The 26,046-nt window shown below is 68.2% G+C and carries 17 protein-coding genes, 1 tRNA gene and 1 riboswitch; of the genes, 8 read left to right on the forward strand and 10 right to left on the reverse strand.

Annotated features, from left to right (window positions below; genetic code table 11):
* The first annotated feature begins 104 nt into the window (after positions 1-104).
* The 4 genes from recC to arfB all read left to right on the forward strand — a co-directional run bounded on the left by recC (position 105) and on the right by arfB (position 9,981).
* Positions 105-3,527 (forward strand): exodeoxyribonuclease V subunit gamma, encoded by a 3,423-nt coding sequence (recC, locus tag U0034_RS16725; RefSeq protein WP_085226914.1) that lies wholly within the window; start codon positions 105-107, stop codon positions 3,525-3,527.
* Positions 3,524-7,303 carry an exodeoxyribonuclease V subunit beta gene (gene recB / locus U0034_RS16730; protein WP_085226915.1) on the forward strand — a complete coding sequence of 1,260 codons (3,780 nt, stop codon included), beginning with the start codon at positions 3,524-3,526 and terminating at the stop codon, positions 7,301-7,303. Before recC ends, recB begins: the two co-directional genes overlap by 4 nt.
* A 72-nt stretch (positions 7,304-7,375) precedes the next feature.
* Complete coding sequence (locus U0034_RS16735; RefSeq protein ID WP_085226917.1) at positions 7,376-9,487, forward strand: AAA family ATPase; 2,112 nt, start codon at positions 7,376-7,378, stop codon at positions 9,485-9,487.
* Positions 9,488-9,576: 89 nt separating this feature from the next.
* Complete coding sequence (arfB, locus tag U0034_RS16740; protein WP_085226919.1) at positions 9,577-9,981, forward strand: alternative ribosome rescue aminoacyl-tRNA hydrolase ArfB; 405 nt, start codon at positions 9,577-9,579, stop codon at positions 9,979-9,981.
* Between the two features lie 33 nt (positions 9,982-10,014).
* Here arfB and U0034_RS16745 read toward each other — a convergent pair whose 3' ends face one another.
* From U0034_RS16745 to thiC, 3 genes are all read right to left on the reverse strand, one after another.
* Complete coding sequence (locus tag U0034_RS16745; protein WP_085227257.1) at positions 10,015-11,301, reverse strand: EAL domain-containing protein; 1,287 nt, start codon at positions 11,299-11,301, stop codon at positions 10,015-10,017.
* Positions 11,302-11,622: 321 nt separating this feature from the next.
* Positions 11,623-12,552, reverse strand: a complete 930-nt coding sequence (locus U0034_RS16750) for a DMT family transporter (RefSeq protein ID WP_085226921.1) — start codon at positions 12,550-12,552, stop codon at positions 11,623-11,625.
* 290 nt (positions 12,553-12,842) lie between these two features.
* Entirely contained in the window at positions 12,843-14,774 is a 1,932-nt protein-coding gene (gene thiC / locus U0034_RS16755; RefSeq protein ID WP_085226923.1) for a phosphomethylpyrimidine synthase ThiC, read from the reverse strand.
* A gap of 116 nt (positions 14,775-14,890) precedes the next feature.
* Positions 14,891-15,016, reverse strand: a riboswitch (TPP riboswitch).
* A gap of 327 nt (positions 15,017-15,343) precedes the next feature.
* Here thiC and U0034_RS16760 point away from each other — a divergent pair.
* Both U0034_RS16760 and U0034_RS16765 read left to right on the forward strand, forming a co-directional pair.
* Positions 15,344-16,237: an EamA family transporter gene (locus tag U0034_RS16760; RefSeq protein WP_085226925.1), complete on the forward strand. Its 894-nt coding sequence runs from the start codon at positions 15,344-15,346 to the stop codon at positions 16,235-16,237.
* Positions 16,238-16,558: 321 nt separating this feature from the next.
* On the forward strand, positions 16,559-17,353 hold the full coding sequence (locus U0034_RS16765; protein WP_085226927.1) for a DUF4397 domain-containing protein: 795 nt from the start codon (positions 16,559-16,561) through the stop codon (positions 17,351-17,353).
* Positions 17,354-17,472: 119 nt separating this feature from the next.
* Here U0034_RS16765 and U0034_RS16770 read toward each other — a convergent pair whose 3' ends face one another.
* The 7 genes from U0034_RS16770 to U0034_RS16800 form a co-directional block, all read right to left on the reverse strand.
* Positions 17,473-18,657 (reverse strand): MFS transporter, encoded by a 1,185-nt coding sequence (locus U0034_RS16770; protein WP_102622840.1) that lies wholly within the window; start codon positions 18,655-18,657, stop codon positions 17,473-17,475.
* 8 nt (positions 18,658-18,665) lie between these two features.
* Complete coding sequence (locus U0034_RS16775) at positions 18,666-19,493, reverse strand: phosphodiesterase (protein WP_085226932.1); 828 nt, start codon at positions 19,491-19,493, stop codon at positions 18,666-18,668.
* A 43-nt stretch (positions 19,494-19,536) separates the two neighbouring features.
* Positions 19,537-20,580 (reverse strand): ABC transporter ATP-binding protein, encoded by a 1,044-nt coding sequence (locus tag U0034_RS16780; RefSeq protein WP_085226934.1) that lies wholly within the window; start codon positions 20,578-20,580, stop codon positions 19,537-19,539.
* Positions 20,581-20,603: 23 nt separating this feature from the next.
* Positions 20,604-21,482 carry an ABC transporter permease gene (locus U0034_RS16785; protein WP_085226936.1) on the reverse strand — a complete coding sequence of 293 codons (879 nt, stop codon included), beginning with the start codon at positions 21,480-21,482 and terminating at the stop codon, positions 20,604-20,606.
* Positions 21,483-21,489: 7 nt separating this feature from the next.
* Entirely contained in the window at positions 21,490-22,314 is an 825-nt protein-coding gene (locus U0034_RS16790; protein WP_085226938.1) for an ABC transporter permease, read from the reverse strand.
* A gap of 118 nt (positions 22,315-22,432) precedes the next feature.
* Complete coding sequence (locus U0034_RS16795; protein WP_085226940.1) at positions 22,433-23,500, reverse strand: ABC transporter substrate-binding protein; 1,068 nt, start codon at positions 23,498-23,500, stop codon at positions 22,433-22,435.
* A gap of 94 nt (positions 23,501-23,594) precedes the next feature.
* Positions 23,595-24,638, reverse strand: a complete 1,044-nt coding sequence (locus U0034_RS16800; protein ID WP_085226942.1) for a substrate-binding domain-containing protein — start codon at positions 24,636-24,638, stop codon at positions 23,595-23,597.
* A gap of 246 nt (positions 24,639-24,884) precedes the next feature.
* Here U0034_RS16800 and U0034_RS16805 point away from each other — a divergent pair, with 246 nt between their 5' ends.
* Positions 24,885-25,715: an undecaprenyl-diphosphate phosphatase gene (locus U0034_RS16805; protein ID WP_085226944.1), complete on the forward strand. Its 831-nt coding sequence runs from the start codon at positions 24,885-24,887 to the stop codon at positions 25,713-25,715.
* A gap of 95 nt (positions 25,716-25,810) precedes the next feature.
* Positions 25,811-25,885 (forward strand) — tRNA-Arg (locus U0034_RS16810).
* The last annotated feature ends 161 nt before the right edge of the window (positions 25,886-26,046 follow it).

Below are 26,046 nucleotides of genomic sequence, written 5' to 3' on the forward strand. Positions count from 1 at the left end.
CGAGCGCGACCGGCCGGGCGCCATGCGCGCCGCGTTTGCTATGCTGACGCTTTTGCCCGGGCGCGGCCCGTTGCGCCGCGGGCGGGCGTCGCCATCAAGAGCTCATGCTGCAGGTTCTCTACTCCAACCGTTACGAGACGCTCGTCGAAGCACTCTGCGAAGATCTTTCGACGATGCCGGCGGATCCGTGGGCGAGCGAAGAGGTCGTCGTGCCGAGCGCCGCGGCCCGCCGGCATATCGAACTCGAACTCGCGAAACGGCGGGGGATTTGCGCGAACGTCAATTTCGGCTATCTGGCGCAGTGGCTCTGGGCCCGGATCGGCGGGGTACTCGAGGTGCCTGCGCATTCGCCGCTCGCGGTGGAGCGGCTCCAATGGCGCTGCTACCGGCTCTTCTCCGAACGCGGGCGCGAGGAGGCGGGCTTGGCCGGGGCCGGCGGCGGGTATGCGTCGCCGCGGCTCGCCGCCTATCTCGACGCGGCCGACGCGCCGATGCGCTACGAGCTCGCGCGGCGCGTGGCGACGCTGTTCGACCACTATCTGACCTATCGCCCGGAATGGCTCGCCCGCTGGCAAGCGGGCGGTTCGATCTTCGACGAACCGCAGCGCGCGGGCGTGCGCCCCGGCAGCGGCCCCCAGCTGCGCGAGGACGAGCGCTGGCAGGCGGCGCTCTGGCGCGCGGTGCTGGCCGAGCTCGCCGGGGGCGACGATGCGCTTGCCGCCGTTGCCCCGCCCGCCCATCGGTTTCTCGACGTCGCACGCGGGCTCGATCTCGACGCCGTGATGCGCGCGCGCTGGCCGGCTTCGGTGAGCGTGTTCGCGCTACCGACGATCGCACCGCTTCACATCGCGCTCTTGCGCGAGCTGTCGCACTGGATGGACGTGCGGCTGTACGTCATGAACCCGTGCCGCCAGTTCTGGTTCGATATCGTCAGCGTGAGAGCGGCCGTCGCGCTCGACGCGGCCGGGTCGCTCGACTACCACGAGGTGGGTCATCCGCTGCTTGCGGAGTGGGGGCGTCAGACGCAGGCGCAACTGCACCTGGTGCATGAATTGACCGAGGGAGCAGCCTCGGCCGAGGCGACGCGGTTCATGGAGAATCCTGCGCCGGGCTGGCTCGCGAAGCTGCAAAACGCCATGCTCGATCTCGAAACCGAGGAACCCGAGCCCGCGCTTGGGGAGCAAGGCGGCGCACGCGCGAGCCAGACGGTGGAAGTGCACGTCTGCCACAGCCTGTCGCGCCAGCTCGAAGTGCTGCACGACCGGCTGCTGGGCTGGTTCGACGACGGTGCGCGCGAAGACGGAGCGGGCGGGCTGCGGCCATCGGACGTGCTCGTCGTCTGCCCCGACCTGGCCGCCGCGGCGCCGCTCGTCGATGCGGTCTTCGGCACGATGGAGATCGATGACCGGCGCCGCATCCCTTACCGCGTGACGGGCCTGCCCGCTTCGCAGGCGAATCCGGTCGCGCGCGTGCTGCTGCAGTGGCTCGCGCTCGGCGAGCGCGGGGCCACGGCTCCGGAACTCGTCGAATGGCTGCGTATCGACGCGGTGGCCGCGCGTTACGGCATCGATGCGGGCGCGCTCGACGCCGCGCAGGCATGGCTCGCGGCGGCCGGCGCGCGGCGCGGGCTCGCGCCCTCGGCCTCGGGCGGCGAGCAGGCGCCGCTTGCGCGCCATACGTTCTCCGATGCGCTCACGCGGCTTTTTCTCGGTTATGCGATGCCCGACGGCGGCGAGCCCGTGGACGCCTGGCTGCCCGTGCCCGGGGCGCAAGGCGCCGAAAGCGAACTGCTCGGGCGCCTTGCGCGCTTTGTCGACGATCTCGAGCGCTTCGCAGGCGGGCTCGGCGAGCCGCGCGCGGGCGAGGCATGGGCACGCGTGCTCGGCGACGCCCTCGAGCAGTTCTTCGACGAAGGGCCGGCGTTCTCGGATGCGGTTGGAGCGGTGCGCGATGCGCTCGACTCGACACTCGACACGCTGCGCGACGGTGCCGGCGAGATGCCGGTACCGGTCGACGTGCTGCGTGCGGCGCTCACGGCGGCACTCGACGACAGCGCGAAGGGGGGCGTGCCTTGGGGCGGTGTGACGTTCTCCTCGCTGACGAGCCTGCGCGGCCTGCCCTATCGTGCGATTTGCCTCATCGGCATGGACGAGGGCGCATTGCCCAGCCTCGCGCGTCCCGACGAATTCGATCTGATGGCGGCGTGCCCGCTGCTCGGCGACCGGCAGCGGCGCGCCGACGAACGCAACCTCTTTCTGGACCTGCTGCTCGCCGCGCGCGACCGGTTCTTCGTCGCCTATACGGGACGCAGCATTCGCGACAACGCCCCGCTGCCGCCGGCCGCGCTCGTCGACGAACTGCTCGATCACCTCGCGCGTGCGGCGGCAGGCCCCGGCGCTGCACCGTCGCAAGTCGATGCCGCACGGCGGGCGTTCATCGTCGAGCACCCGCTCCAGCCGTTTTCGAGCGCTTACTTCGAGGCGCAAAGCGGCCTATTTACTTATGACGCCGAGCGCGCGCAGTTGGCTGAGCGGCTGACGGCGGGGGAGCCGGCGCGTGCGCGCCCGTTCTTCGCCCAGCCGCTGCCGCCGGAACCGGACGGGCCGATCGCATTCGCCGATTTCGTGCGCTTCTGGCAGCACCCGGCGCGTGCGCAGCTGCGCGAGCGGCTCGGGATCGTGCTCGAGTCGGCAGACGGCGAACTCATCGACACCGAGCCGTTCGCGCTCGACTATGCCGCGAGCGACGCACTGGCCGAGCGGATTTTGCCGCGCCTCGTCGAAGACGGCGGCGAAGCGGTACGCGCGCGCGCGATGCGCGTGGCCGATGCGAGCCCCGAGCTGCCGATCGGCGCAACGGGCGGCGTCATGAAGCGCCGCGAGCTCGCAGCGCTTCAGCGGCTGGCGGCCGATGTGCGCGCAGATGCCGCCGGCGCGCGGGCGCGGCGCCTGACGTTCGCGCTGGCGGTGCGCCCGGCCTGGCCGGATACGGGCGGTGCCGCGCTTTTCGGCGTGCACGACGCCGCGCTCGCCCAGGCGGTGCAGGCCGCACCGGCACGCGAGCTGCAGGGCGCGCTCGGCGGGTTGACGGACAACGGGCTCGTGCTCTATCGATACGCACGTGCCGGCGCGCGCGACTACCTCGGGGCGTGGCTCGCCCATCTCGTCTATTGCGCGGCCGAGCCGGATGGCCCGCGCCGTACGGTCTGGCATGGGCGCGACGAACGGTTCGAGTTTGCGCCCGTTGCCGCGCCGCTCGATCTGCTCGCGCCGCTCCTCGCTCTTTTCCTCGCGGGGCGGCGCGCGCCGCTACCGTTCTTTCCGAGGAGTGCGTGGGCCAAGGCGAAGAGCGGCGATGCGGAAGCCCTCGGCACATGGATCAGCGATCGCGTGCGTGGCGAATCGGAGGATCCCGCGCTCGCGATTGCATGGCGCGGCTTGCCGCTCGCGCTCGACGAGCGCTTCGCCGCGGTTTCGCGGTTCGTATTCGATCCCCTGATCGCTCATCTGAGCGGGGAGGACGCATGAACGGCGAACGGCACCGGCCCACGGCCGCGGCGCTCGCCGCACCTGTCGAGCTCGACGTGTTCGGCTGCCGGCTCGACGGCGTGAATCAGATCGAGGCGTCCGCCGGCACGGGCAAGACCTGGAACATCTGTGCGCTCTATGTGCGCTTGATGCTCGAGCGCGATTTGAACGCGGATCAGATCCTCGTCGTGACGTTCACGAAGGCGGCGACGGCGGAGCTGCACGAGCGGATCCGCTCGCGGCTCGCCGAGCTCGAGCGCGCCATCGAGCGGCGCGATCGCGACGGCGACCCGTTTATCGCGCGCCTTTTCGAAACTGTTCTTGCCGATGCCGACGACGTGGCGCTCGAGCTGGCCGCCAAGCGTGTGCGCCGCGCGCTCTCGACGTTCGATCAGGCCGCGATCCACACGATCCACGCGTTTTGCCAGCGTGCGCTGCAGGAGGCGCCGTTTGCAGCGGGGATGCCGTTCTCGTTCGAGATGCAGGCCGATGACGCGAGCCTGCGCTTCGAACTCGCAGCGGATTTCTGGCGCACGCGCGTCGAGCCGGAGGCCGCGGCCCATCCGGCGTTCGCGGCGTGGCTCGTCGAGCGCGGCGCGGGGCCGGCCGCGCTCGATGCGCAACTCGCAAAGCGTCTCAAGAAGCCGCTTGCACGGGTGCGCTGGGGAGCGGCGGGCGCTTCGTCTCCCGAAGCCGAGGCGCAGGCCGACGAGGTCGATGCGCAAGCGCGCTTCGACGAAGCCTGCGCACTGTGGCATGCCGAGCGCGAGGCGATCGTACAACTGCTCGGGCAAGCCCAGGCGGTGCTTTCGCGCACGACCCACAAGCCCGAGACAGTGGCCGCGGCGCTCGATGCCTGGGACCGCTACTTCGCGCAGGGAGATTGCCACGCGGCGCCGCCGCGCGCCGCGCTCAAGCTGACCGCTGCCGCACTCGCGAAGGCGACGAAGGTGAAATGCACGCCGCCCGAGCATCCGTTTTTCGTGCTGGCGCAGACGCTCGCGGCCGCGAGCGAATCGGCCGAGGCTGCGCACCGCATGCGCTGGCTCGTGCTGCTGGCACAGTGGCTCGACGAAGCGCCGGCCGCGTTGCGCGCGATGAAGCGCACGCGCCGCGTGAGCTCGTTCGACGATCTGCTCGCGAACCTGCACGATGCACTCGTTGCGCACCCGTGGCTGGCCGAAGCGCTGCGCGCGCGTTATCCGGCTGCGCTCATCGACGAATTTCAGGACACCGATCCGCTGCAGTTCGCGATCTTCGAACGGATCTTCGCCAAGAGCGGGCAGGCGCCGGCGCCGCTCTTTCTCGTCGGCGATCCGAAGCAGGCGATCTACAGCTTTCGCGCGGCGGATCTGCACACGTATCTGGCCGCGCGTCATGCCGCGAGCGCCCGCTATACGCTCGCAGTCAATCAGCGTTCGACGGCACCGCTCGTCGAGGCCTGCAACCGCATTTTCGGCGCCAATCCGCAGGCCTTCGTGCTCGACGGGCTCGACTATCAGCCCGTGCGTGCCGGTACGCGCATCCGCGGCGCGTTCGTCGACGAGCGCATGCCGGCCAGGCACGGCGTGGCTGAGGGCTCGTTCAACGTCTGGATGCTGCCTTCCGGCGAAGATGCGCTCGTCAAGCGCGACGCGCAGCGGCAGGCCGCCGAGGCGTGCGCGGCGGAGATCGCCGGCCTCATGCGCGGCGCGCGCGAGGGCACGGTGCGCGTGGGCGCCGCGCCGCTCGCGCCCGCGGACATCGCCGTGCTCGTGCGCACGCACAAGCAAGGCAGCCTCGTGAAGCACGTGCTGGCGGCATGGGGCATCGGCAGCGTCGAACTGGCGCAGGCGTCGGTCTTCGAGACGATCGACGCCGAGCAGCTCGAGCGCGTGCTGATCGCGATCGATACGCCCGGCGATCTGCGCCGCCTGCGCGCGGCGCTCGCGGCCGACTGGTTCGGTCTCGACGCCGCCGCGCTCTGGCGCCTGCAGGCGCTGACCGACGAGGTACCGGCCACGCACGAGGACGACGCCACGGCCTGGGTCGAGCGCTTCTCGCGCTATCGGTCGCTGTGGCACGAGCGCGGATTTGCCGCGATGTGGCGCACGCTCATGCGCGAGCTCGGCATCGGGCCGAAGCTCATTGCCGGCGAAGACGGCGAGCGGCGGCTGACCGACGTCAACCATTTGGCCGAACTCGTCGCCGCGCGCGATGCGGCGACGCCGGGTCTCGCGCCGACGCTGCGCTGGCTCGCCGCGCAGCGGACTCAGGGCGGCGGGGAGGAGGCGCAGTTGCGCCTCGAGTCCGATCGCGATCTCGTGCAGATCGTGACCGTGCATAAATCGAAGGGGCTCGAGTACGCCGTCGTCTTCTGCCCGTTCCTCAACGACGGGGCGCGGGCCGCCGGATCGTCGCCGGCGTTGCCCGACGCCTGCGAATACCACGAAGCGGCGGATGCGCCCGGCGCGACCGTGACAGTGCTCCACTACGGTTGCGAGGGCGAGACGGCCGAGCGTGCCGCGCGGGAGGCGGCGCGCGAGGAGGCGGCGGAGCGGGCGCGGCTCGTGTACGTTGCGCTCACGCGTGCCGTTCATCGTTGCTATCTGGTGGCCGGCAGCTATCTGTCTTCGCGCTCGACCAAGGAGTCGCGCCGCAGTGTGCTCAATTGGCTCGTGGCGGGCGACGAACGCGGCTTCGACGCATGGAGCGACGATCCGCCGGAGGAGGCCGTGATCGCACGCCAATGGGAGGCATTGACCTCGCCCGGTGGCCCGATCGCAATCGGACCGTTGCCGATGCCGGTCACCCGTGCGCCGCTCGCGCGCGAATCGGCGCGGGGACGCCGCCTTGCCGCACGCATGAGCCGAATCGCGCTCGCGGAAAGCTGGCGCATCGCGAGCTTCAGCTCGCTCGCTTCGGCGGCGCTCGCGCACGCGCCACTCGTGGCCGAGGAGGAGCCGCGCCCCGATCACGATGCGCTCGCGGCACCGCCTCCGGAGCCGGCGTTACCAGCCGTTGCGGCTGGGGCATTGCCGCCCGCGGCGGCGCAGGCCGACGACATTCTCGCCTTCCCGCGCGGGGCGGCGGCGGGCGAGTGCCTGCATCGGCTGTTCGAGTTGGCCGATTTCGCGAACCCGGACACGTGGCCCGCGGCTATCGCGCGTGCGCTGCAGGAGCGGCCGGTGGCCGCGGATGCGGCGACCGCCCGGTTGATGCCCGCCATGATGGGCCGGGTCGTGGCCGACGTCGTTGGGACCGAACTCGCTCCCGGGCTGACGCTCGCCGAGGTCGACCCCGAGCGCCGGTTCGTCGAATGGCCGTTCCTCTTCGCGGCGCCGGCGCTGGCGTTGCCCGCGCTGCGACGCCTTTTGACGGCGCATGGCTATCCCGACGTCGCGCTCGAGCCGGGCATGCTTGCGGGCTTCGTCAAGGGATTCGTCGACATGATCGTCGAGCACCGCGGCCGCTACTGGATCATCGACTGGAAGTCGAACCATCTCGGCATGAACGCAGCCGATTATGCGGCGGGCCCGCTCGAGGCCGCGATGACGGCGCATGCCTACCACCTGCAGGGCCTGCTCTATACGCTCGCGCTGCACCGATATCTGAAGGTGCGCAAACGCGGCTACGACTACGACGCGCATGTGGGCGGCTACCTGTACGTGTTCCTGCGCGGAGTGCGCCCGGGCTGGCACGACGGTGGCATGCCGGCCGGTGTACACCGGCGCACGCCGTCGCGCGCGCTGATCGAAGCGCTCGACCGTTTGATGGCGGGGGAGGCACGGGCATGAGATGCGCCGCAATTTCGTTCATGGCCGTGCGCCGCGCCGCATGGGGCGCAACCCGCCCGCAGGGAGACATGCATGAGTAGCCCCGCGCTCGAGCGGTCCGTGCCCGTCGCGGTTGCGGCCGCCGATTTCACGACGGCGCTCGCGAACGGGTTCGCGCGCCGCATCGGTACGTTGGCCGAGCGGCTCGGCGCCGATCCTCGCAGCGTGCGCTGGGCGCGCCGCGCCGCGTTCGCCGTGAGTCGCGCGACGAGCGCGGGCCATGTCTGCGTGCCGCTCGCGCGGCTCGCCCGCCGTTATGATGCGGCGCCCGGCGAAATCGAGGCGGCGCTCGTCGCGAGCGGCATCGTCTCGGGCGAGCGCGATGCGGCCGAAACGTTGAAGCCGCTCGTCATCGATGGCGAAGGGCGTCTCTATCTCGGCCGCTATTTCGACTACGAGCGGCGGCTTGCCGCATCGATCGTCGCGCACCTGACCGGGGAGGCACGGGGGCGGGAAGCCGCAGCGCGCGGCGCCGACGAGGACGCGGCGCTTGCCGGGCGTCTCGCGCGCTACTTCGGCCCCCCCTCGGGCACCGAGGTGGACTGGCAGCGGGCCGCGGCGGCACTCGCGCTTTCCAGCCGCCTGACGGTCGTGAGCGGCGGACCCGGCACGGGCAAGACCACCACGGTCGTCGGCATGCTCGCCTGCCTCATCGATGCCGACCCGGCCGTGACGATCGCGCTGGCGGCGCCGACCGGCAAGGCGGCTCAACGCATGCAGGAAGCGCTCGCGGAGCGCGCCGCGGCACTGCCTGCGGCGATCGCCGCGCGCATGCCGGCCGGCGCGCAGACGTTGCACCGGTTGCTCGGCGCGGGGCATGGCGCCCGCCTGCGCCATCATCGCGACAACCCGCTGCCGTACGATGTGCTCGTTGTGGACGAGGCTTCGATGATCGACGTGGCGATGGCCGCGCAGCTCTTCGATGCGCTTGCTCCGTCCACACGGCTCGTGCTGCTCGGCGACAAGGACCAGCTCGCGGCGGTGGAGGCGGGCGCCGTTTTCGCGGAACTCAGTGCGCAACCGGTCTTCAGCGCGGCCGGCATCGCGCGTATAGCCCATGCGACCGGGCTCGACGAGGCGTGCGTGGCCGATGCGCTGCCGGCCGAGCCTCGCGCGGCACACGGGCAGCCCGCGCGCGCGCCGCTCGATGCGGCTTTCGACGATGACGCTTTCCTGCCGGTGGACGACGATGTGCCTTCGCCCGCCGCAGGTGAGGTCCGGCCGGCCAGCGCCCATTTCGACGATGACGGCATATCGGGAGACGAAGCCGTGCGGGCCGCAGCACGCCCGCCGCTGGCGACGCCGCTCGTCGATGCGGTGATCTGGCTCGAGCGCAACTATCGCTTCGGACTCGACTCGCCGATCGGCCGACTATCCCTCGCGATCCGGCGCGGCGATACTGACGCCGCGTTGTCGACGCTGAGCCTCGGGCACGACGAAGCGAGCCTCGCATCGCCTGCCGTGCTCGACGAGGATGGCGGCAGCCCGCTATCGGCCGCCACGGTGGAGCGGCTCGCGCGCGGCTTCGCCGGATATGCCTCGGCCGTTGCCGCCACGCTCGAGGCGGTGCAGCCCGATCCCGAGCCGCTCTTCGCGGCGCTCAACGCGTTCCGGATCCTCTGCGCGACGCGCGCCGGCGCGCGCGGCGTCGACGCGCTCAACGCGATCATGAGCGCCCACGTTCGGCGTGCGGCGCACATTCCGCTCGCGCCGGGGGCCAGCTGGTTCGCGGGGCGCGCGGTGATGGTGGCGCGCAACGATTACGCGATCGGGCTCTTCAACGGCGATATCGGCATTGCGTTGCCCGACGCGCGCGGCGTGCTGCGCGTCTATTTCCGCACGGCCGAGGGCGGCATGCGCGCCGTCTCGCCAGCCGCGCTGCCGCCGCACGATACGGCGTTCGCGCTGACCGTGCACAAGTCGCAGGGCTCGGAGTTCGACGAGGCGGCGCTCGTGCTGCCCGCCTCGGCGAGCCGCGTGCTCTCGCGCGAGCTCGTTTATACGGCTGTCACGCGTGCGCGGCGGGCCGTGCGCATCGTCGGCACGCGGCGCGTGCTGGCCGAGGCGATTGCCACGCCGACGCGCCGCGATTCGGGGCTCGCGGCGCGCATGGCGCGGGCGCTCGACGAGGCGAGCCGGCGTTGAACCGCGCCGCCCGGGGGATCGGGTTGTGCGACACTGCGGGCAAATCCTTTATCGATGGTTTCTGTTTCTATTCGTGCGTGCCAGGTACCATGAGCTTTCGCTACACCGTTGCGCCTGACGAAGTCGAGTTGACGGCCGTGCGTGCGCAAGGCGCGGGCGGCCAGAACGTCAACAAGGTCTCGAGCGCGATCCACTTGCGCTTCGATATCCGCGCGTCCTCGCTGCCCGAGCCGATCAAGATGCGGCTGCTTGCGCTGTCCGATCACCGCGTCACACGCGACGGCGTGGTCATCATCAAGTCGCAGGAGTATCGGACGCAGGAGATGAATCGCGCGGCGGCACTCGAGCGCCTGAATGCACTCGTGGCAAGCGTCAGCATGACACCGCGCGCTCGCGTGCCGACGCGGCCGACGCGCGCCTCCAAGGTGCGGCGGCTCGAGAGCAAGGCGCGGCGCAGCGGCGTCAAGGCGGGGCGAGCGCGAGTCGAGGAGTGAGCGCGGGCGAGCCGCGCGTCGCGTGCGGCCCGGTCAGGGCGGGGGGGCGCGGGGCGACGCTTCGCCGGGCGGCGCGTCCAGCAGGAAATCGACGCAGTAGACATGCATCTGTTCGCCGATGTCGACGGTCACGGCGCCGGTATACGTGTCCTTGCCAAGCGTCAGCGAGTAGTGCGGGCCCATGACCGCCACGCGCCCCGGCGCCGCGAGGGCGCGCTTGAAATAAAGGCGGCGCGACCAGTTGCAGCCCGTATCGGGAAAGAGCGGAGAGAGGCGATCCACCGCCTCCTCGGGGTTGGCCGCGATCGATGCCTCGTACTGATCGCCTTGCGCATCGGTGACGAACACGCGCCGCGCCAACGGAGATTCGAATGTGCGGCCCGCCGCCACGGCGAGTTGGCGCGTGGCCTTGTAGAGGCTCGCACCGGCAAGTACGGCACGCTCGAACTGCGCTAGATCGGCTGTCAGCCGCGGTGCACCGCCGGCCCGCTCGCGAAAGCGGGACCACATCGTCTCGATGCGCGAGCTTACGCCGCGGCTTGCCTCGACTGGCGATCCTCGAGGCTGCCCGAGCCAGAACCCTTGCACGAAATCGACGTCTGCTTCGAGCAGCGTGACGAGCTCGTCGTCGGTCTCGACGCCCTCGCCGAGCACCATCGCACCTGCGCGATGCAGCATCGTCACGAGTTGCGCGGCGAACTGACCGTCGGCGCCGGGCGCGGCCATGCGGGCCACGAGCGAGCGGTCGAGCTTGACGATATCGGGGCGCATGCGCCAGATCCGGTCGAAGTTCGAAAAGCCCGTGCCGAAATCGTCGATCGCGATCAGCAGGTCGCGGCGCCGCAACGCCTCGACGGTTCGCTCGAAAACGGCTTCATCGGCCGCGGGCTCTTCGAGCAACTCGATTACGACGCGCCGGTGCGGCAGCGAGAAATGCGCGCACAGTTCGTCGATGAACGAGCCGTAGGGCCAGCCGGAGCGAAAAAGGCCCGGCGGCGCGTTGACGAAAAGCCATGCATTTGCCATGTCGTGTTCGACGAAGTTGGCGAAATGCACGCAGCGCACGAGGCGATCGAGCGCGAAGGTGGCGTGTTTGCGGGGCGTCTGCGCAAAGAGGGTCGGCGGCGAAATGGGCTGTCCCTTGCCGTCGGTCGCGCGCACGAGTGCTTCGTATCCCACGATGCGTTTATGCGTGATCGAGACGACGGGCTGGAACGCGCTTCTGAGTCTCACGGCCTGATAGTCGACGTACCAGCCGGCAGCATCGTGCTGAAGGTGGGGCAGGATTTCGGCGAGTGTCAGCTCGCGCTTCGCGGCCATGGCGAAGGCGCGCGCGGCGCGCGCAAGCGTGGCCGAACCGGCGCGGCGGCGGGCGAGCGGACCGAAGCGCTCGGCGTTGCCGCCGGACGCCCGAGCGCCGCGTGGCGGACGAGGAGACCAAGCATGCCGGGCAATGCCCATACGAAACCGAACCCTGTAGCAAGCGAGCGATGACTGCCCGTGAGCGTAAGCCGGCCCGCACGCAGTGCTATGTTCGATGGGCGACGAAGGACGAGCGAAGCACCTCGCGGCCGGACGGCTCGGTGGGGTGGCGAACGCAGGCGGTGACCCGGCGGCCAGCCCGCGCCGCCGGGAGACGGTTCAGCTTTCGCGGGCAGGGCGGCCGAAGCCCGGGATGCGCTTGACGGCGCCCGTCGCGAGGGCAGTGCCGATGAGGACGATCGCGCAGCCTTCGAGCATCGGCGCGGTGACGCGTTCGTGCAGGAAGAGCACGCCCCAGAGGATGCCGAAGGCGGGGATGACGAAGGTCACGGTCATCGCGCGCGCGGGGCCCGCCACCGCGAGCAGATGGAAGTAGATGAAATAGGCGATGCCCGTGCAGGCAACACCGAGGCTCAGTACGGCGAGCCAGGCGTTGATCGAGACGGGCGCGCCTGGCCAGGTAAGGAATGCGAGCGGCGCGAGCGCAATGGTCGAGGCGACCATGCTGCCCGTCGACACGGTGAGCGCATCGACGCCCGTCAGGTGCCGTTTCGTATAGTTGGCGGCCACGCCGTAGAGCAGCGCGGCACCCATCGCGGCGGCGGCCGCGAGGGCCGTGGCGAACGGTGAGGGGCCGGGCGCCCCGTGGGGGGCGGCGATTTCGTCCCACACGAGCGTGACGACGCCCGCGAAGCCGATCGCCATGCCGAGCGAGCGCAGCGGCGTCAGGCGATCGCCGAGCCATACGAACGCGACGAGTGCGCCCCATAGCGGCGTGGTTGCGTTGATGACCGACGTCGTGCCGGCGGAAAGCGTGAGCTCGGCGAACGCAAAAAGACAGAACGGCGCCGCGGAATTCAGCACGCCGACGATGAAAAGCGGCACCGCGCGTTGACGCATCGTGGAAAGCACGTTGCGCGATGCGCCGCGAATGACGACCCAGCCGATCAGGAAAAAGGCGCCGATCGCGACGCGCAGCGCCATGAGCGGGGCGACGCCGAATTCGGCCACACCGACGCGGATGAACAGAAACGACGCACCCCAGAGCGAGGCCAGAAAGACGAGTTGAGCGAGATGGGCGGGCTTCATCGAATCGAGCGCGCTCGGGGCGCGCCTGCGTTATGAGCTAAAGGCACCCATGTTACCGCGCCGTTGCGAGCGGATGTTTCAGTGCGGGATGAAATGGCAAGAAACAGGACGAAAGCGGGATCGGAGGCGGGACGAAAGCGAGGCGGGCCGATCAACGCGGCAGAGAAGGCGGCCGAGGAAGCCGGGAACGAGAAGAGGCGCATCCCAGGGGGAATGCGTCTCCTCAGGGGCGTTCCGCCGTCGGTGCGGCCGCCCGCCGGACATGGCCGCCGGCCGTTACAGTCCCGGCATCATTGACGCTGATAGATTTCGGCCCCGCTTTTCACGAATTCGACGGCCTTCACCTCCATGCCTTTTTGCAGGGCAGCCTCCTCCGAGACGCCTTGCGCGGCGGCGAATTCACGAACGTCCTGCGTGATCTTCATCGAGCAGAAGTGCGGGCCGCACATCGAGCAGAAGTGGGCGACCTTCGCCGAATCCTTCGGCAGCGTCTCGTCGTGGAACTCGCGTGCCTTGTCGGGATCGAGGCCGATGTTGAACTGGTCCTCCCAACGGAACTCGAAGCGCGCCTTCGAGAGCGCGTTGTCGCGGATCTGCGCGCCGGGATGGCCCTTTGCAAGATCGGCGGCATGCGCTGCGAGCTTGTAGGTAATGATGCCTTCCTTGACGTCGTCCTTGTTCGGCAGGCCCAGGTGCTCCTTCGGCGTGACGTAGCAGAGCATGGCCGTGCCGAACCAGCCGATCATCGCGGCGCCGATCCCCGAGGTGATGTGATCGTAGCCCGGCGCGATGTCCGTCGTGAGCGGGCCCAGCGTATAGAACGGCGCCTCGTCGCACCACTGCAGTTGGAGATCCATGTTCTCCTTGATGAGCTGCATCGGCACGTGGCCCGGGCCCTCGATCATGACCTGGACGTCGTGCTTCCACGCGATCTGCGTGAGCTCGCCGAGCGTCTTCAGTTCGGCGAGCTGCGCTTCGTCGTTCGCGTCGTAAACCGAGCCGGGACGCAGACCGTCGCCGAGCGAGAAGCTGACGTCGTAGGCCTTCATGATTTCGCAGATTTCCTCGAAATGCTCATAGAGGAAACTCTCCTTGTGATGCGCGAGACACCACTTGGCCATGATCGAGCCGCCGCGCGAGACGATGCCCGTCATGCGGCTGGCCGTCATCGGCACGTAGCGCAGCAGCACGCCCGCGTGAATCGTGAAGTAGTCGACGCCTTGCTCCGCCTGCTCGATGAGCGTGTCGCGGAAAATTTCCCAGGTCAGGTCCTCGGCCTTGCCGTTGACCTTTTCGAGCGCCTGATAGATCGGCACCGTGCCGATCGGCACCGGGCTGTTGCGGATGATCCACTCGCGGGTTTCGTGAATGTGCTTGCCCGTCGAGAGGTCCATGACCGTATCGCCGCCCCAGCGGATCGCCCAGGTCATCTTGTCGACTTCCTCGCCGATCGACGACGTGACGGCCGAATTGCCGATATTCGCGTTGATCTTCACGAGGAAATTGCGGCCGATGATCATCGGCTCCGTTTCCGGGTGGTTGATGTTGGCCGGAATGATGGCGCGGCCTCGCGCCACTTCCTCGCGCACGAACTCGGGCGTGATCTCGCGTGGGGCGTTGGCGCCGAACGCGGCGGCGCCGAAGGCCTGGCCCGGATGCTGCCGGCCCATCAGATCGGCCAGCTTCGCGCCCGCAGGGCCGCTTGCGCGCAGGCTTTCGAGGTATTCGGCGCGGCGCTGGTTCTCGCGGATCGCGATGAACTCCATCTCGGGCGTGATGATGCCGCGGCGCGCATAGTGCATCTGCGTCACGTTCGCGCTGGCCTTCGCGCGGCGCGGCATCCGGTGCAGATCGGGAAAGCGCAGTTGGGCCGTGGCCGGATCGGCCGCGCGCTCGCGTCCGTACTGGCTCGTCAGTCCGTCGAGCAGCACCGTGTCGCCGCGCGCCTCGATCCAGCGCTGACGGAGCGCCGGCAGGCCCTGCCGAATGTCGATCCTCGCGTCCGGGTCGGTGTACGGCCCCGACGTGTCGTAGACGTAGATGGGTGGGTTCTTCTCGCCGCCGAAGGCGCTCGGCGTGTCGGCCTGGGTGATCTCGCGCATCGGCACGCGGATATCGGGCTGCGAGCCGGTCACGTAGACCTTGCGCGAATTCGGCAGCGGTGCGACGGCGGCGGCATCGACGCGTGCCTCGTTCGAGATGAATTTCGGGTTGGCGTTCATGCGAATCTCCTGGGCTTTGCCTGGCCGGGCCAGACGCTTGCGCGCCGATCCGGTCGATCTGTGGGGCGCTAAAGCAGGAGCAGGAGACGAAAGGGGAGGTCGGGCGGTCGGTGATGCGGTCAAGCCCGTACGCTTCCCTGCGCTGGCATTATCCAGATCAGGTTCAAAGGGTGTTTCTCACCCGCGCGGCGCTCTCGCATCGATGGATGCGACAACGCGACGCAGGACCCCCGCGTTAGCACCGCAGAAGATACAACGGGTCGGCAGGCTTTGGCAACGAGGAAAACGCGTGGCGGGACACTCGCCGGAGCCCGCGGCAGGGTTCGCGCAAATGACCCTTATAGAGAAGTGGTTATGCGCACGGGCGCATCGCCCGACCTGCGTGCATAATGCCGACGATTGCCTGACGAAGCGCGTTGTGCGCCCGCATGCGGCGCCGATCGTCCGTCGTCGGGCATCCATTCCTTTCGTCGTCCTGTCATGCCCGCTTTCCTTCGTTCGAATAGCGCCCGCGCGTACCACCGTGCAGGGGGCCGCCACGTTCCACGTTTCGCGGACGGGCAACGCGCATGAATTTTTCCCGCTGGTTGCCGCGCTCGCAGGGCGGCCGCATCGCGCTCGCACTCGCGGTCGTTTATCTGGCATGGGGCTCGTCTTATCTCGCCTTGCACGTCGCGCTCGCGTCGTTCCCGCCGCTGTTGCTCTCGGGCCTGCGAAACCTGCTGGCCGGCATCGGGCTCTTCGTGCTGGCGGTGCGCCGCGCGAGCGCATGGCCGACGCTCGCCGAGGTACGCAATGCCGGTATCGTCGGCACGATGCTCGTAGGCGTGTCGAGCGGGCTGCTCGCGTTCGGCATGCGCAGCGTCGGCACCGGCACGGCGGCGGTCATCATCGCCACTGTGCCCCTCTTCGCGACGCTGATTTCGGCCATCGCGGGGCGCCCGGTCACGCGCGGGGAGTGGGCCGCGCTTGCGCTCGGCCTGGCCGGCATCCTCGTGCTGAATCATGGGGGGGCGTCGAGCACTTCGGTGAGCGGCAGCATCGTCATCCTGTTCGCGGCGCTCGCCTGGGCCGGCGGCGCGCATCTCGCGAGCCGCCTTACGCTGCCCGCCGATCTTTTCATGGCCACCGCATTGCAGATCGGGCTCGGCGGGGCGATTTCGACGGGCGTTGCCTGGCTCGACGGCGAGCGCGTGACGGAGCCCGCGTTCGGTTCGATCGTCGCGTTCGTCTATCTGCTGCTCGTGGCGACGATGGCCGCATATGTCGCCTATGGTTTTCTGATTCGTCACACGAGTCCGACTATCGCGAGCAGTTGCATGTACGTCAATCCGATCGTTGCGGTGGCGCTCGGCGCGCTCTTGCTCGGCGAGACCGTCACCCGTTCGACCGTGTTCGCGACGCTTGCCATTCTCGCGAGCGTCGCGCTGTCGTTCTGGTTCGACCGGCGCCGGGCCGGCTGAGCCCCAAAAAGGAGCCATGGCCCGCGGTGTTGCGGGCGCTCCGTGCCCGCGTTCTTGCGGGTAGCCCAAGCCGAAGAAAAAAGTAAAGAAGACCGGCCACATCTGCTCCCCGGTGCGTAAAAGCGGGACACGCACCGGACATGACAGAACCTCTGCATCCCCTTCGAAGCGTTCGTCCAACGGGCGCCAAGTACCGGCCCACGGCCGAACCGGTTTCATCAGGCGATTGACGCGCACCCGACGGCATACCGATTGCTCCCTGCAAGTGCCCCGCAACGACGAGAAACGATCCGGGGTTCTCCAATCATTCAGAGGTGCGACATGAAGTACGTACGAAATCTTGCCGCGTTTATTGTTGCGGCGTTATTCCTCGTGGCTTGCGGCGGCGGCGGTAACGATCTGGGCAGGGAACTCGGTATCCAGAACCCGCAGTTGCATTTCATCAACGCGTTTCCGGCCGGACCGAACCTTGATCTGTTCGTCAACGGCACGGCGCCGTCCGGGCAGACCAACGTCCCCTACAAGGGCGTGACCAATCTAACGAACATCGGCACGGGCAGCACGGTCATCGCTTATACGGCCACAGGCACGACCTCGCCGCAACTCGCATCGGGCACGTTCCCGAACGTCGCCAATGGGCACGAATACACGGCCATCGCGTTGCCGACCACGACCGGCTACGGCATCGGCCTGATCGACGACCCGTTCGACAAGGGGCTGCTCTCGGCGAGCGCGCGCGTGCGCAGCTTCAATGCATCGGCAAATGCGTCCAACGTCGACATCTACATCGTCGCGCCGGGTACGACGAGCGTGTCCGGGTCGCCCACCATGGCTGGCGTGTCGTACGGCAACGCCGTGCCGGCGTCGGGGCAGGACTCGATCTATCTGTCTGGCGGCACGTACATGGCGATCGTCACGGCCGCGGGCTCGACCACGCCGATCTACGAGTCGACGAGCTTCACGCTCGGCAACAACGCCGACTGGCTCATTACGACGGTGCCGGCGAGCACGTCGGTGAGCGCGCTGACGACCGGCCAGATCCACCTGCTGATCGCGCAGGGCGGCAGCCAGCCGGGCACCGCGCTCGAGCTGACGAATGCGTTGACGGGGCAGTGAGGCAAGCAGTCCGCGGCGCGCCTGCGGGCGCCGGCGTCGCGGCTGCAACGGACCGGAAGCGGCGGGCGCCTGCGGACATCGCGGCGTGCGATCCGCGCGAGACTTGCGGCGCCCGAACGCTAAGTGCGCCGCGGCATGTGATTCGCCGCGGCGGCAAGCGCGAAAGCGAGGCCTGCCGCGCACACGCCTGTCCAACCGAAGACGCGCCACGCCAGCGCGCCGACGGCGGAGCCGGTCGAGCCGCCGATGAAGTAGCAGACCATGAAGACGGTATTGACGCGGCTGCGCGCCTCCGGCTTGAGCGCATAGATGCGCGACTGATTCGATATCTGAGCGGCCTGCACGCCGACGTCGAGCACGATCACACCGATCACGAGCCCCACGAGGCTTCGTGCCGACAGCCCGAATACGACGAACGCGATTGCCACGAGCACGATCGAGAGCGAGATGACGGCGCGCGGGCCGCGCTTGTCGGCCGAGCGGCCCGCCAGCGGCGCGGCGAGCGCGCCCGCTGCGCCGACGATACCGAAAAGCCCCGCCGCCTGCGGCCCGAGATGAAACGGTTCGCCTGCGAGCAGCAAGGTCAGCACGGACCAGAATGCACTGAACGCCGCGAAGAGCGCGGCACCGGTCAGCGACGCCTCGCGCAGCCCCGGCAACTCGCGGGCGAGGTGCCACATCGACGCGAGCAGCCGCCCATAGGGCAGCGTGGAGGTAGGTCGGCTTTTCGGCAACCGCAGCACGACGACCACGGCCAGCGCAAGCAGAGCGGCCACGGATGCGGCGAACACGCTGCGCCATCCGAAGTACTGCGCGACGAAGCCGGCTGCCGTGCGCGCAAGCAAGATACCGAGCAGCAATCCGCTCATGACCGTACCGACGGCATGGCCGCGCTCGGTGGGCGGCGCGAGCTCCGCGGAGAACGGCACGGCTTGCTGCGCGATCGTGGCGAGGATGCCGATCGCAAGGCTGGCGACGGCCAGTACGGCGAGCGTGGGTGCCAGCGAGGCGGCAATGAGCGCGAGCACGAGGCCGGCGGTCTGCAGCAGGATGAGCCGCCGCCGGTCGAAGCGATCGCCCAGCGGCGCCAGAAAGAGCATGCCCGCCGCGTAGCCGAGCTGCGTGGCGGCCGGCACGGCGCCAACCCATGCGGCCGCGGCGGGAAAGGTTGCGCGCAGCGCGTCGAGCAGCGGCTGGTTGTAGTAGATGTTCGCGACCGACACGCCGGCGATCGTCGCGAGCAGCAGCAAGATGCCGCGCGAATAGCGGTTGTCCGTGGCAGGTTCGACTGGAGCTGCTGGCACCGTGGGCCTCAATCGATAAGCCTGCCGTTCGGCTCGTAGAAGGGATAAGGGCCGTCGCCTTCGTCGATGTAGGCGTGATGCGTCACGAGTCTGTTGTCGTCGTCGAGCAGATGCAGCGCGAACGCGGGCGGCTCGAGCCGGAACGCGGACGGTGCATCGCGGCGCAGATCGAGCGCGACCTGATGCGCCGGAGCCGGCACCGCCGAAGCGATGGTGCCGGCGAAGCGCGTGACGATCGGCCGATGCACGTGTCCGCAGATCACGCGTTCGACGTTCGGAAAGCGGGCGATGACGGCGGCGAGCCGTTCGGCCGCGGCCGGGTCGAGCCGCTGGCGATCCATGTGGCCGATACCCGAGACGAACGGCGGATGATGCAAGGCAACCACGACAGGCGCGCCGGCGGCGGCTTGCAGCGCACGTTCGAGCCAGGCAAGGCGCGCATCGCAGAGCGTGCCCGGGCTTTGCCCCGGCGTTTGCGAGTCGAGCGCCACGAGCTTGAGCGGCCCGATATCGACGCTGTACTGCACGAACTCGCTGCCTGTTGCCAGATAGGCGTGGTCGCTGAAGACTTCGCGCAAAGCGGCGCGATTGTCGTGATTGCCCACGAGCAGATAGTACGGAATGCGCAGCGGCGCGAGCAGCGCCGCGAGATGACGATATTCCTCGATGCTGCCCAGATCGACGAGGTCGCCCGTGATGACGATGGCGTCAGGGCGCGGATCGAGCGCATTGAGCCTGTGGACGCAGCGCGCGAGCGCGGCGGCCGTATCGACGCGCCGGTAGGCGAGTGCGCCGGGGCGTTTGATGTGAAGATCGCTGATTTGAGCCAGCAGCATGAGGCGTCCGTTATTCGAGAAAATAAAAAAGCCGCGCGGCCGTTCAGCCGAGCCTGATGAGTCCTTCCGGGGCAATTTCGATGCCGACCGCATCGCCGCGCGCGAGCGCGATGCGTCCGGCCGCGTCGACGACGAGCGGATCGGGCGCGGCCCCGCTCACCGTCACACGCGTACGCTCGCCGAGAAACGAGACGGCATCCACCACGCCGCGCAGCGCTGCGCGCTCGGGTTCGACAAGCCGCGCATCCTCTGGACGAAAGAACAGTTCGGCGTCGCCGGGCTGCGCGAGCGCGGGCGGCGCGGCGAGCATGCCGCCCATCGTGCCGAAGACGCCGTCCCGCCATTGTCCCGCGAGGCGGTTGATCGTGCCGACGAACTGCGCGACATGCCGGTTTGCCGGGCGATAGTAGATTTCGCGCGGCGTGCCGATCTGCTCGATGCGCCCGGCACTCATGACGACGATGCGGTCGCCCAGTTCCATCGCCTCGGCCTGATCGTGCGTGACGTAGACCGTCGTCACGCCGAGCCCGCGCAAGAGCGCGTTCATTTCCCGTCGAAGCGTATCGCGCAGCCGTGCGTCGAGCGCGGTGAGCGGCTCGTCGAGCAGCAGCACGCGCGGCTCGCGGGCGAGCGCGCGGGCGAGCGCGACGCGCTGACGCTGGCCGCCCGAGAGCTGGCTGATCGGTTTGTCGGCGTGGGCTTCGAGCCGCATCATCGCGAGCAGTTCGTCCACGCGGCGCCGCGCGAGCGATGCTTCGACACGCGCGATCTTCAGCCCGTAGCCTACATTTGCGCGCACGTTGAGGTTGGGAAAGAGCGCATAGCTTTGAAACACCATGCCGACTTGGCGGCGCTCGATCGGCAGGCGCGTGACATCGTCGTCGCCGAATGCAACGGTGCCGCCGGCATCGGGCGTTTCGAGGCCGGCGATGATACGCAGCGTGGTGGTCTTGCCGCAACCGGACGGGCCGAGCAGCACGATCGTCTCGCCGGCGGCGATCGACAGATCGATCGGCTCGAGCACGCGTGCCGCCTGAAACGTTTTCGCGCACTGCTTCAGCGTGATCGGAACGGGGGTGAATTTCATGGGGGCGGGGGAGAAAAAAGGCGTCAGCGAGCGGCGCCGGCGCGCTTGACGCGCTGGCCCGCGGCGTCGACGCCGAGCCACTGCATGGCGACGAGCAGCGGCATCGTCATGACGAAGAACAGGATGGTGTAGGCGCTGCCGATCTCGATACGCAGCGAGGCGTAGGTATCGGCGAGACCGACCGGCAGCGTCTTCGTGTCGGGCGTATGCAGCATCCAGGTGAGATTGAACTCGCCGATGGAGAGCGTCACCACGGCCAGCGCGCCGGCAACGATGCCCGGACGCAGATTCGGCAGCACGATGGTCGTGAAGCGTTGCCAGAACGTGGCACCGAGGCTGGCGGCGCCTTCCTCGAGCGTGCGCAACTCGACACTGGCCGCGACGGCTGCGACGGCGCGCACCATGAACGGCAGTGTGAAGACGACGTGGCCGACCACGATGAACGCGACGCTCGTGCGAAAGCTCGAGAACCCGCCGTAGACGACGATCAGCGCGAGCGCGGAGGCGAGCCCCGGCAACGCGATCGGCAAGACGAGCAGTTCCTCGACGATGCGTGCCGCGCGCGTCTTGCTGCGAGCGATGGCATAGGCGGCCGGCACGCCCGTGAGGAGCGTGATTGCGAGCGTGGCGCCGGCGACCTCGAGCGACAGGAAGATGGAGGCGTGATATTGCGCCCACACCTCGACGAGCCATCGCAGCGTGAGGCCGCTCGACACGCCACGGAAGTAGTTGACGGTGAGCCCGGCCATGACGGACATGACGATGGGTACGATCAGAAAGGCACACAGCGCGAGCGTGACGAACCACTGGCCGGCCGCAATGAAGTGCCGCGCGGATAGCCAGTGCGCGAGACGGGCCATGCCGCGCTTCGCGCCCGTGTCGGTATCGATCAAAACGTTCATCGTGCCCTCACGCGGTGGCAGCCACGGCCGAGCCGGTTGCCGCGCGGGCGAGCGCGAGCACGAGCCAGGTCACGAGCCCGAGAACGATCGAAAGCCCGGCAGCCGTCACCATGTTCGCATTGAGTGTGAACTCGGTGTAGATCGTCATCGGCAGCACGTCGATATCGGTGGCGAGCGTGAAGGCGGTGCCGAACGCGCCCATCGCGGTGGCGAAGCAGATGGCGCCGGCGGCGACGAGGCCGGGTGCGAGGCCGGGCAGGATCACGTCGCGCATGATCTGCCAGGGCGAAGCACCGAGCGAGCGCGCGGCCTCTTCGAGCGACGGGTCGAGCTTCGTAGCCGAGGCCATGACGGTAACGATCACGCGCGGAATGGAGAAATACAGATAGCCGCAAAAGAGGCCGGCCATCGAATAGGCGAAGACCCATTTGTCGCCGGTGAGCTTTTGCGTGACGGCGCCGATGAGCCCCTGGCGGCCGGCGAGCATGATGACCATGAAGCCGACGACGACGCCTGGAAAGGCCAATGGAAACGTGAGCAGAGCGACGAGCGTGCGCTTGCCGGGAAACTCGCGGCGCGCGAGCAGGAGGCCTGCCACGACGGACAACGCGAGCGTCGTCAGTGTGACGGCGGCCGAGAGGCCGACCGTGGACGCGAGGCTGCTCATGTAGCGCGCATTGGTGACGAGCGAACGATACGTGTCGAAAGCGTGGCCGTTGGCGCTGACGGTCGCGAGTACGCCCATTGGCAGAAGCCAGAACGCCGCGAAGATCGCGAGCGCTGGCGCGACGAGTGCGAGGCGCCAGCGCAGGGGAAACGTGATGTCATGCATGATGAAGGCCGCGTGAGGCGGCGAGCGATGCCAGGGTGCTGCTGCGCGCGCCTGCCGCGAGGTCGGGCACGTTACGTTCCGACCTGGCGCGGCGCGCGCACACTGCGCGGATGATTCGTTACTGCACGGCTTTCAGGTAATCCTGCCCGAATTGCTGCTGCTTTTCGGCCATCTTCGCGAAGTCCACGGCCTTTGCTCGCGCATAGTCGCTTGCCGGCAGGAATCTGGCGGCTGCTTCCTTGCTCATTGCGCTTGCGCGCACCGGGCGCAGATAGGCGTTGGCCCAAAGCTTCTGCCCTTCGTCGGAGAGCACGAAATCGAGCACCTTCTTGCCGTTTGCCTCATGCGGCGCGCCTTTGACGAGGCTCATGACGTACGGCACCGTGATCGTGCCTTCCTTGGGAATGACGAACGCTGCGTTCGCATGATCCTTGTACTCGGCTCGATAGGCGTCGAAGTCGTAGTCGATGAGGATCGGGATCTCGCCCGAGAGCACGCGGGCGTACGCCGTCTGCTTCGGCACGATCGGGGCGTTCTTTTTCAGGTTCGCAAACCAGTCGAGGGCGGGCTTGAAATTGTCGAGCGTGCCGCCGAGTGCCTGATTGACGGCCACGGCCCCGGCATAGCCGACGAATGCGCTGGAGGGATCGAGGTACCCCACCATGCCCTTGTACTCGGGCTTGAGCAGGTCCGCCCACGACTGCGGCACGGGCTTGCCTTCCAGCGCATCCTTGTTGACGAAAAAGCCCAGCGTGCCCGAATGGATCGCGAACCAGTAACCTTGCGGATCCTTGAGGCCGGCGGGGATGTCGTCCCAATGCTGCGGCTTGTAAGGCGCGACGACACCCTTGTCCTTCGCCTGGAACGCCGACGAGACGCCGAGATAAACGACGTCGGCCACGGGGCTCTTTTGCTCGGCAATCAACTGGGCGATGGCCTGCCCCGAGTTCTTGTTGTCGGACGGCACCGCGATGCCGGTCTTTTCCTTGATGGCCTTGAGCTGGCTTGCCCAATCGGCCCACTCGGGCGGACAGTTGTAGCAGATCGCGGTTTCTTCGGCATGCGCCGTGCCGGCGAGCGGCAGCGCGAAAGCATAGAACGCCGTGGCGCCGGTGAGGATGAAGCGCGCGAATCTGAAGCGTGCGAATCGCGCGCCGATCGACGAAGGCGAGGAACGTCGTGTCACGTGAGGTCTCCTTGCGTGCAAAGGGATGAACGTCAGAGAAAGGCCACTCCGCGGCGAGGCCGCGGAGCGTTGCCGGTGCTGCCGATACGAGCGATCAGGCAATCGGCTGGACGGGCAGGGCAAGGCCGCCCGCGCCGGAGAGCGCGGCGACCGTCGCGCCCTTGCGAAGCGTGTGCGGCAGTGTGAGCGAGAGCGAATCGCCGTCGTCGGCACCCGCGATGCGGGTCATGAGCCGCTGCCACGCCGCACAGCCGATTTCCCGATTCGGCGCACAGATGCTCGCGAGCGGCGGCGAGAGCAACTCGCCCATGGCGAGGCCGTCGAAGCCGAGAATCGACATATCCTCGGGCACCGAAAAGCGCGCGCGGCGCAGCCCGCGCATGACGACCATGGCGAGCAGGTCGTTGCTGCAAAAAAGCGCGGTGGGCCGGTTCGGGCCCGCGGTCAGGTGCGAGAGCACGGAGCTCGAGAGCTCGTCCGCGTTGAAATCGACTTCGAGTGCGGGTACGGGCGTGAGCCCCGCTTGTCGCATCGCATCCTCGTAGCCGCGATAACGCAGGCGTGCCCGGTCCGACTCCGCCAGCGTGCCCGCGAGCATGACGATGTGCCGATGGCCGTGCTCGATCAGCATGCGCACGCCGTCGAATGCGGCGCGGCGGTTGTCGACCGAAACCGACGGGCGGCGCACCGTGTCGTTGTGCATGAGCACGTAGAGCGTGCCGTCGCGCTCGAGCTTGTCGAGCAGCGGATGCGTATCGGCGTCCGCCACGGTCAGGATGAGTCCTTCAACGCGCTGCTCGAGGAGCGTTTCGATCGCGTTGCGCTCGCGCGCGGCGTCGTACTGCGTGGTCATGAGCATCAGCCGGTAACCCTGGCTCGAGGCGAGGTCGTCGATTCCCTGCAGGCATTCGGCGAAGACGGGGTTGGCGAGCGTGGGCAACACGATGCCGACGAGCCGCGTGCGCTCGCCGCGCAGTTGCCGGCCGAGCGGGCTCGGGCGGAACTGCAGTGCGTCGATGGCCTCTCGGATCTTGGCCAGGGTCACGCGATTGACCGTGTGAGGGGCGTTGATCGCGCGCGAAACGGTGGCGATGGAGAAGCCGGCGTAGGCGGCCACGTCCTTGATGGTATGTTTCATTGCAGTCTGTACCGTCCGATGGAGCTGTGACTGGGACTGAAAACGTTTACGATGCCGCGATTATCTGAGCCGATTATGACTGACACGTGACGTTTTTGGTCACATTTTGATCGGAAAAAATAGCGGGGTGCGGCTTGGCGCCGCCTTACCCGGTGGGCATAATCGCACGCGTTCGCCGAGGCGGGCCTGGCGACGGGCGCTGCTTCCTTTCATTTTCGTATTTTCTCAAGCAAAAAGGATCGACGCGTGAGTTCTGGATTCCTGGTCTTTCTGAGCGTCCTGCAGGGCGTCACCGAGCTTTTCCCCGTCAGCAGCCTCGGTCACACGCTGCTCGCACCGGCGCTCGTCGGCATGCATATCGACAAGCACGCGCCGCAATTGATTCCTTTTCTCGTTGCGCTGCACCTGGGCACGGCGTTCGCGTTGCTCTGGTACTTCCGTCAGCGCTGGATCGATCTCGTGAAGGGGTGGTTCGGCACGCTGGCGGGCCGCCGCAACGACGACGGCCATATGATGTGGGCGCTGATCATCGGCACGATTCCGGCGGGGCTCGTTGGCCTGCTGCTCGAAAAGCGGCTCGAGCGCGTGTTTCACGATTTGCGCATCGTGGCGGTGGCGCTGATCGTCAACGGGCTGCTGCTATGGCTCGGCGACCGGCTGCAGCGCTCGCGTGCGCACCGTCCGCCCGAGAAGCTCAGCTTCAGACAGGCATTCCTCGTGGGGCTCGCGCAGGTTGGCGCGCTCGTGCCCGGCTTTTCGCGCAGTGGCCTGACGATGATCGCGGGCAATGCCGCGGGGCTCACGGCGGAGCGGGCAGCTGAGTTTTCGTTCCTGCTCGGCACGCCGATCATCCTGGCGGCGGGCGTGCTGGAACTGCCGAAGCTCTTCCATTCGGGTGGCCAGCTTGCCGACGCGCTGCTTGGCGGAGTGCTGACCGCCATCGCCGCATATCTGAGCGTTCGCTTCCTGATGCGGTACTTCGAAGGACGCGGCCGGCTGGCGGCGTTCGGCGTCTACTGCGTGCTCGCGGGGGCGCTGTGCCTTGCCTGGTTCATGACCCACCCGCAGCCGGTCTGACGCCTCTTCCGGCGGGGCTTTGGACTGGGGCCGTATCGGTTATATAATGCGGCCCCCGGCGCGCCTGTGGGCGCGTCGTACAATGGCAGTTTCGCCTCCCCATAGTTCAACGGATAGAACACGGGTCTTCTAAACCTGAAATCGAGGTTCGATTCCTCGTGGGGGGGCCAAATAAGCTCCTAACGTTTCCCATCCTCTACCAAAATCCCAGGCCAGTCAAGGGCTTGCGGCTGATTCACTTACCATCTGTTCCCAAGGTTTCCCATTGACACCCACATTCGGCGGGGGTACTTTTCGGGGTACTTTTTGACCGAGATGGGGTATCAGATAC

Origin of the sequence: Trinickia caryophylli, from assembly GCF_034424545.1 — a bacterium.
In the GTDB taxonomy this organism is placed as follows: Bacteria; Pseudomonadota; Gammaproteobacteria; order Burkholderiales; family Burkholderiaceae; genus Trinickia; species Trinickia caryophylli.

Bases quoted from the DNA above. Each gene is read 5' to 3' on its own strand.
- recC (WP_085226914.1), top strand. From the start codon at position 105: ATGCTGCAGGTTCTCTACTCCAACCGTTACGAGACGCTCGTCGAAGCA.
- recB (WP_085226915.1), top strand. From the start codon at position 3,524: ATGAACGGCGAACGGCACCGGCCCACGGCCGCGGCGCTCGCCGCACCT.
- U0034_RS16735 (WP_085226917.1), top strand. From the start codon at position 7,376: ATGAGTAGCCCCGCGCTCGAGCGGTCCGTGCCCGTCGCGGTTGCGGCC.
- arfB (WP_085226919.1), top strand. From the start codon at position 9,577: ATGAGCTTTCGCTACACCGTTGCGCCTGACGAAGTCGAGTTGACGGCC.
- U0034_RS16745 (WP_085227257.1), bottom strand. From the start codon at position 11,301: ATGGCCGCGAAGCGCGAGCTGACACTCGCCGAAATCCTGCCCCACCTT.
- U0034_RS16750 (WP_085226921.1), bottom strand. From the start codon at position 12,552: ATGAAGCCCGCCCATCTCGCTCAACTCGTCTTTCTGGCCTCGCTCTGG.
- thiC (WP_085226923.1), bottom strand. From the start codon at position 14,774: ATGAACGCCAACCCGAAATTCATCTCGAACGAGGCACGCGTCGATGCC.
- U0034_RS16760 (WP_085226925.1), top strand. From the start codon at position 15,344: ATGAATTTTTCCCGCTGGTTGCCGCGCTCGCAGGGCGGCCGCATCGCG.
- U0034_RS16765 (WP_085226927.1), top strand. From the start codon at position 16,559: ATGAAGTACGTACGAAATCTTGCCGCGTTTATTGTTGCGGCGTTATTC.
- U0034_RS16775 (WP_085226932.1), bottom strand. From the start codon at position 19,493: ATGCTGCTGGCTCAAATCAGCGATCTTCACATCAAACGCCCCGGCGCA.
- U0034_RS16780 (WP_085226934.1), bottom strand. From the start codon at position 20,580: ATGAAATTCACCCCCGTTCCGATCACGCTGAAGCAGTGCGCGAAAACG.
- U0034_RS16785 (WP_085226936.1), bottom strand. From the start codon at position 21,482: ATGAACGTTTTGATCGATACCGACACGGGCGCGAAGCGCGGCATGGCC.
- U0034_RS16790 (WP_085226938.1), bottom strand. From the start codon at position 22,314: ATGCATGACATCACGTTTCCCCTGCGCTGGCGCCTCGCACTCGTCGCG.
- U0034_RS16800 (WP_085226942.1), bottom strand. From the start codon at position 24,638: ATGAAACATACCATCAAGGACGTGGCCGCCTACGCCGGCTTCTCCATC.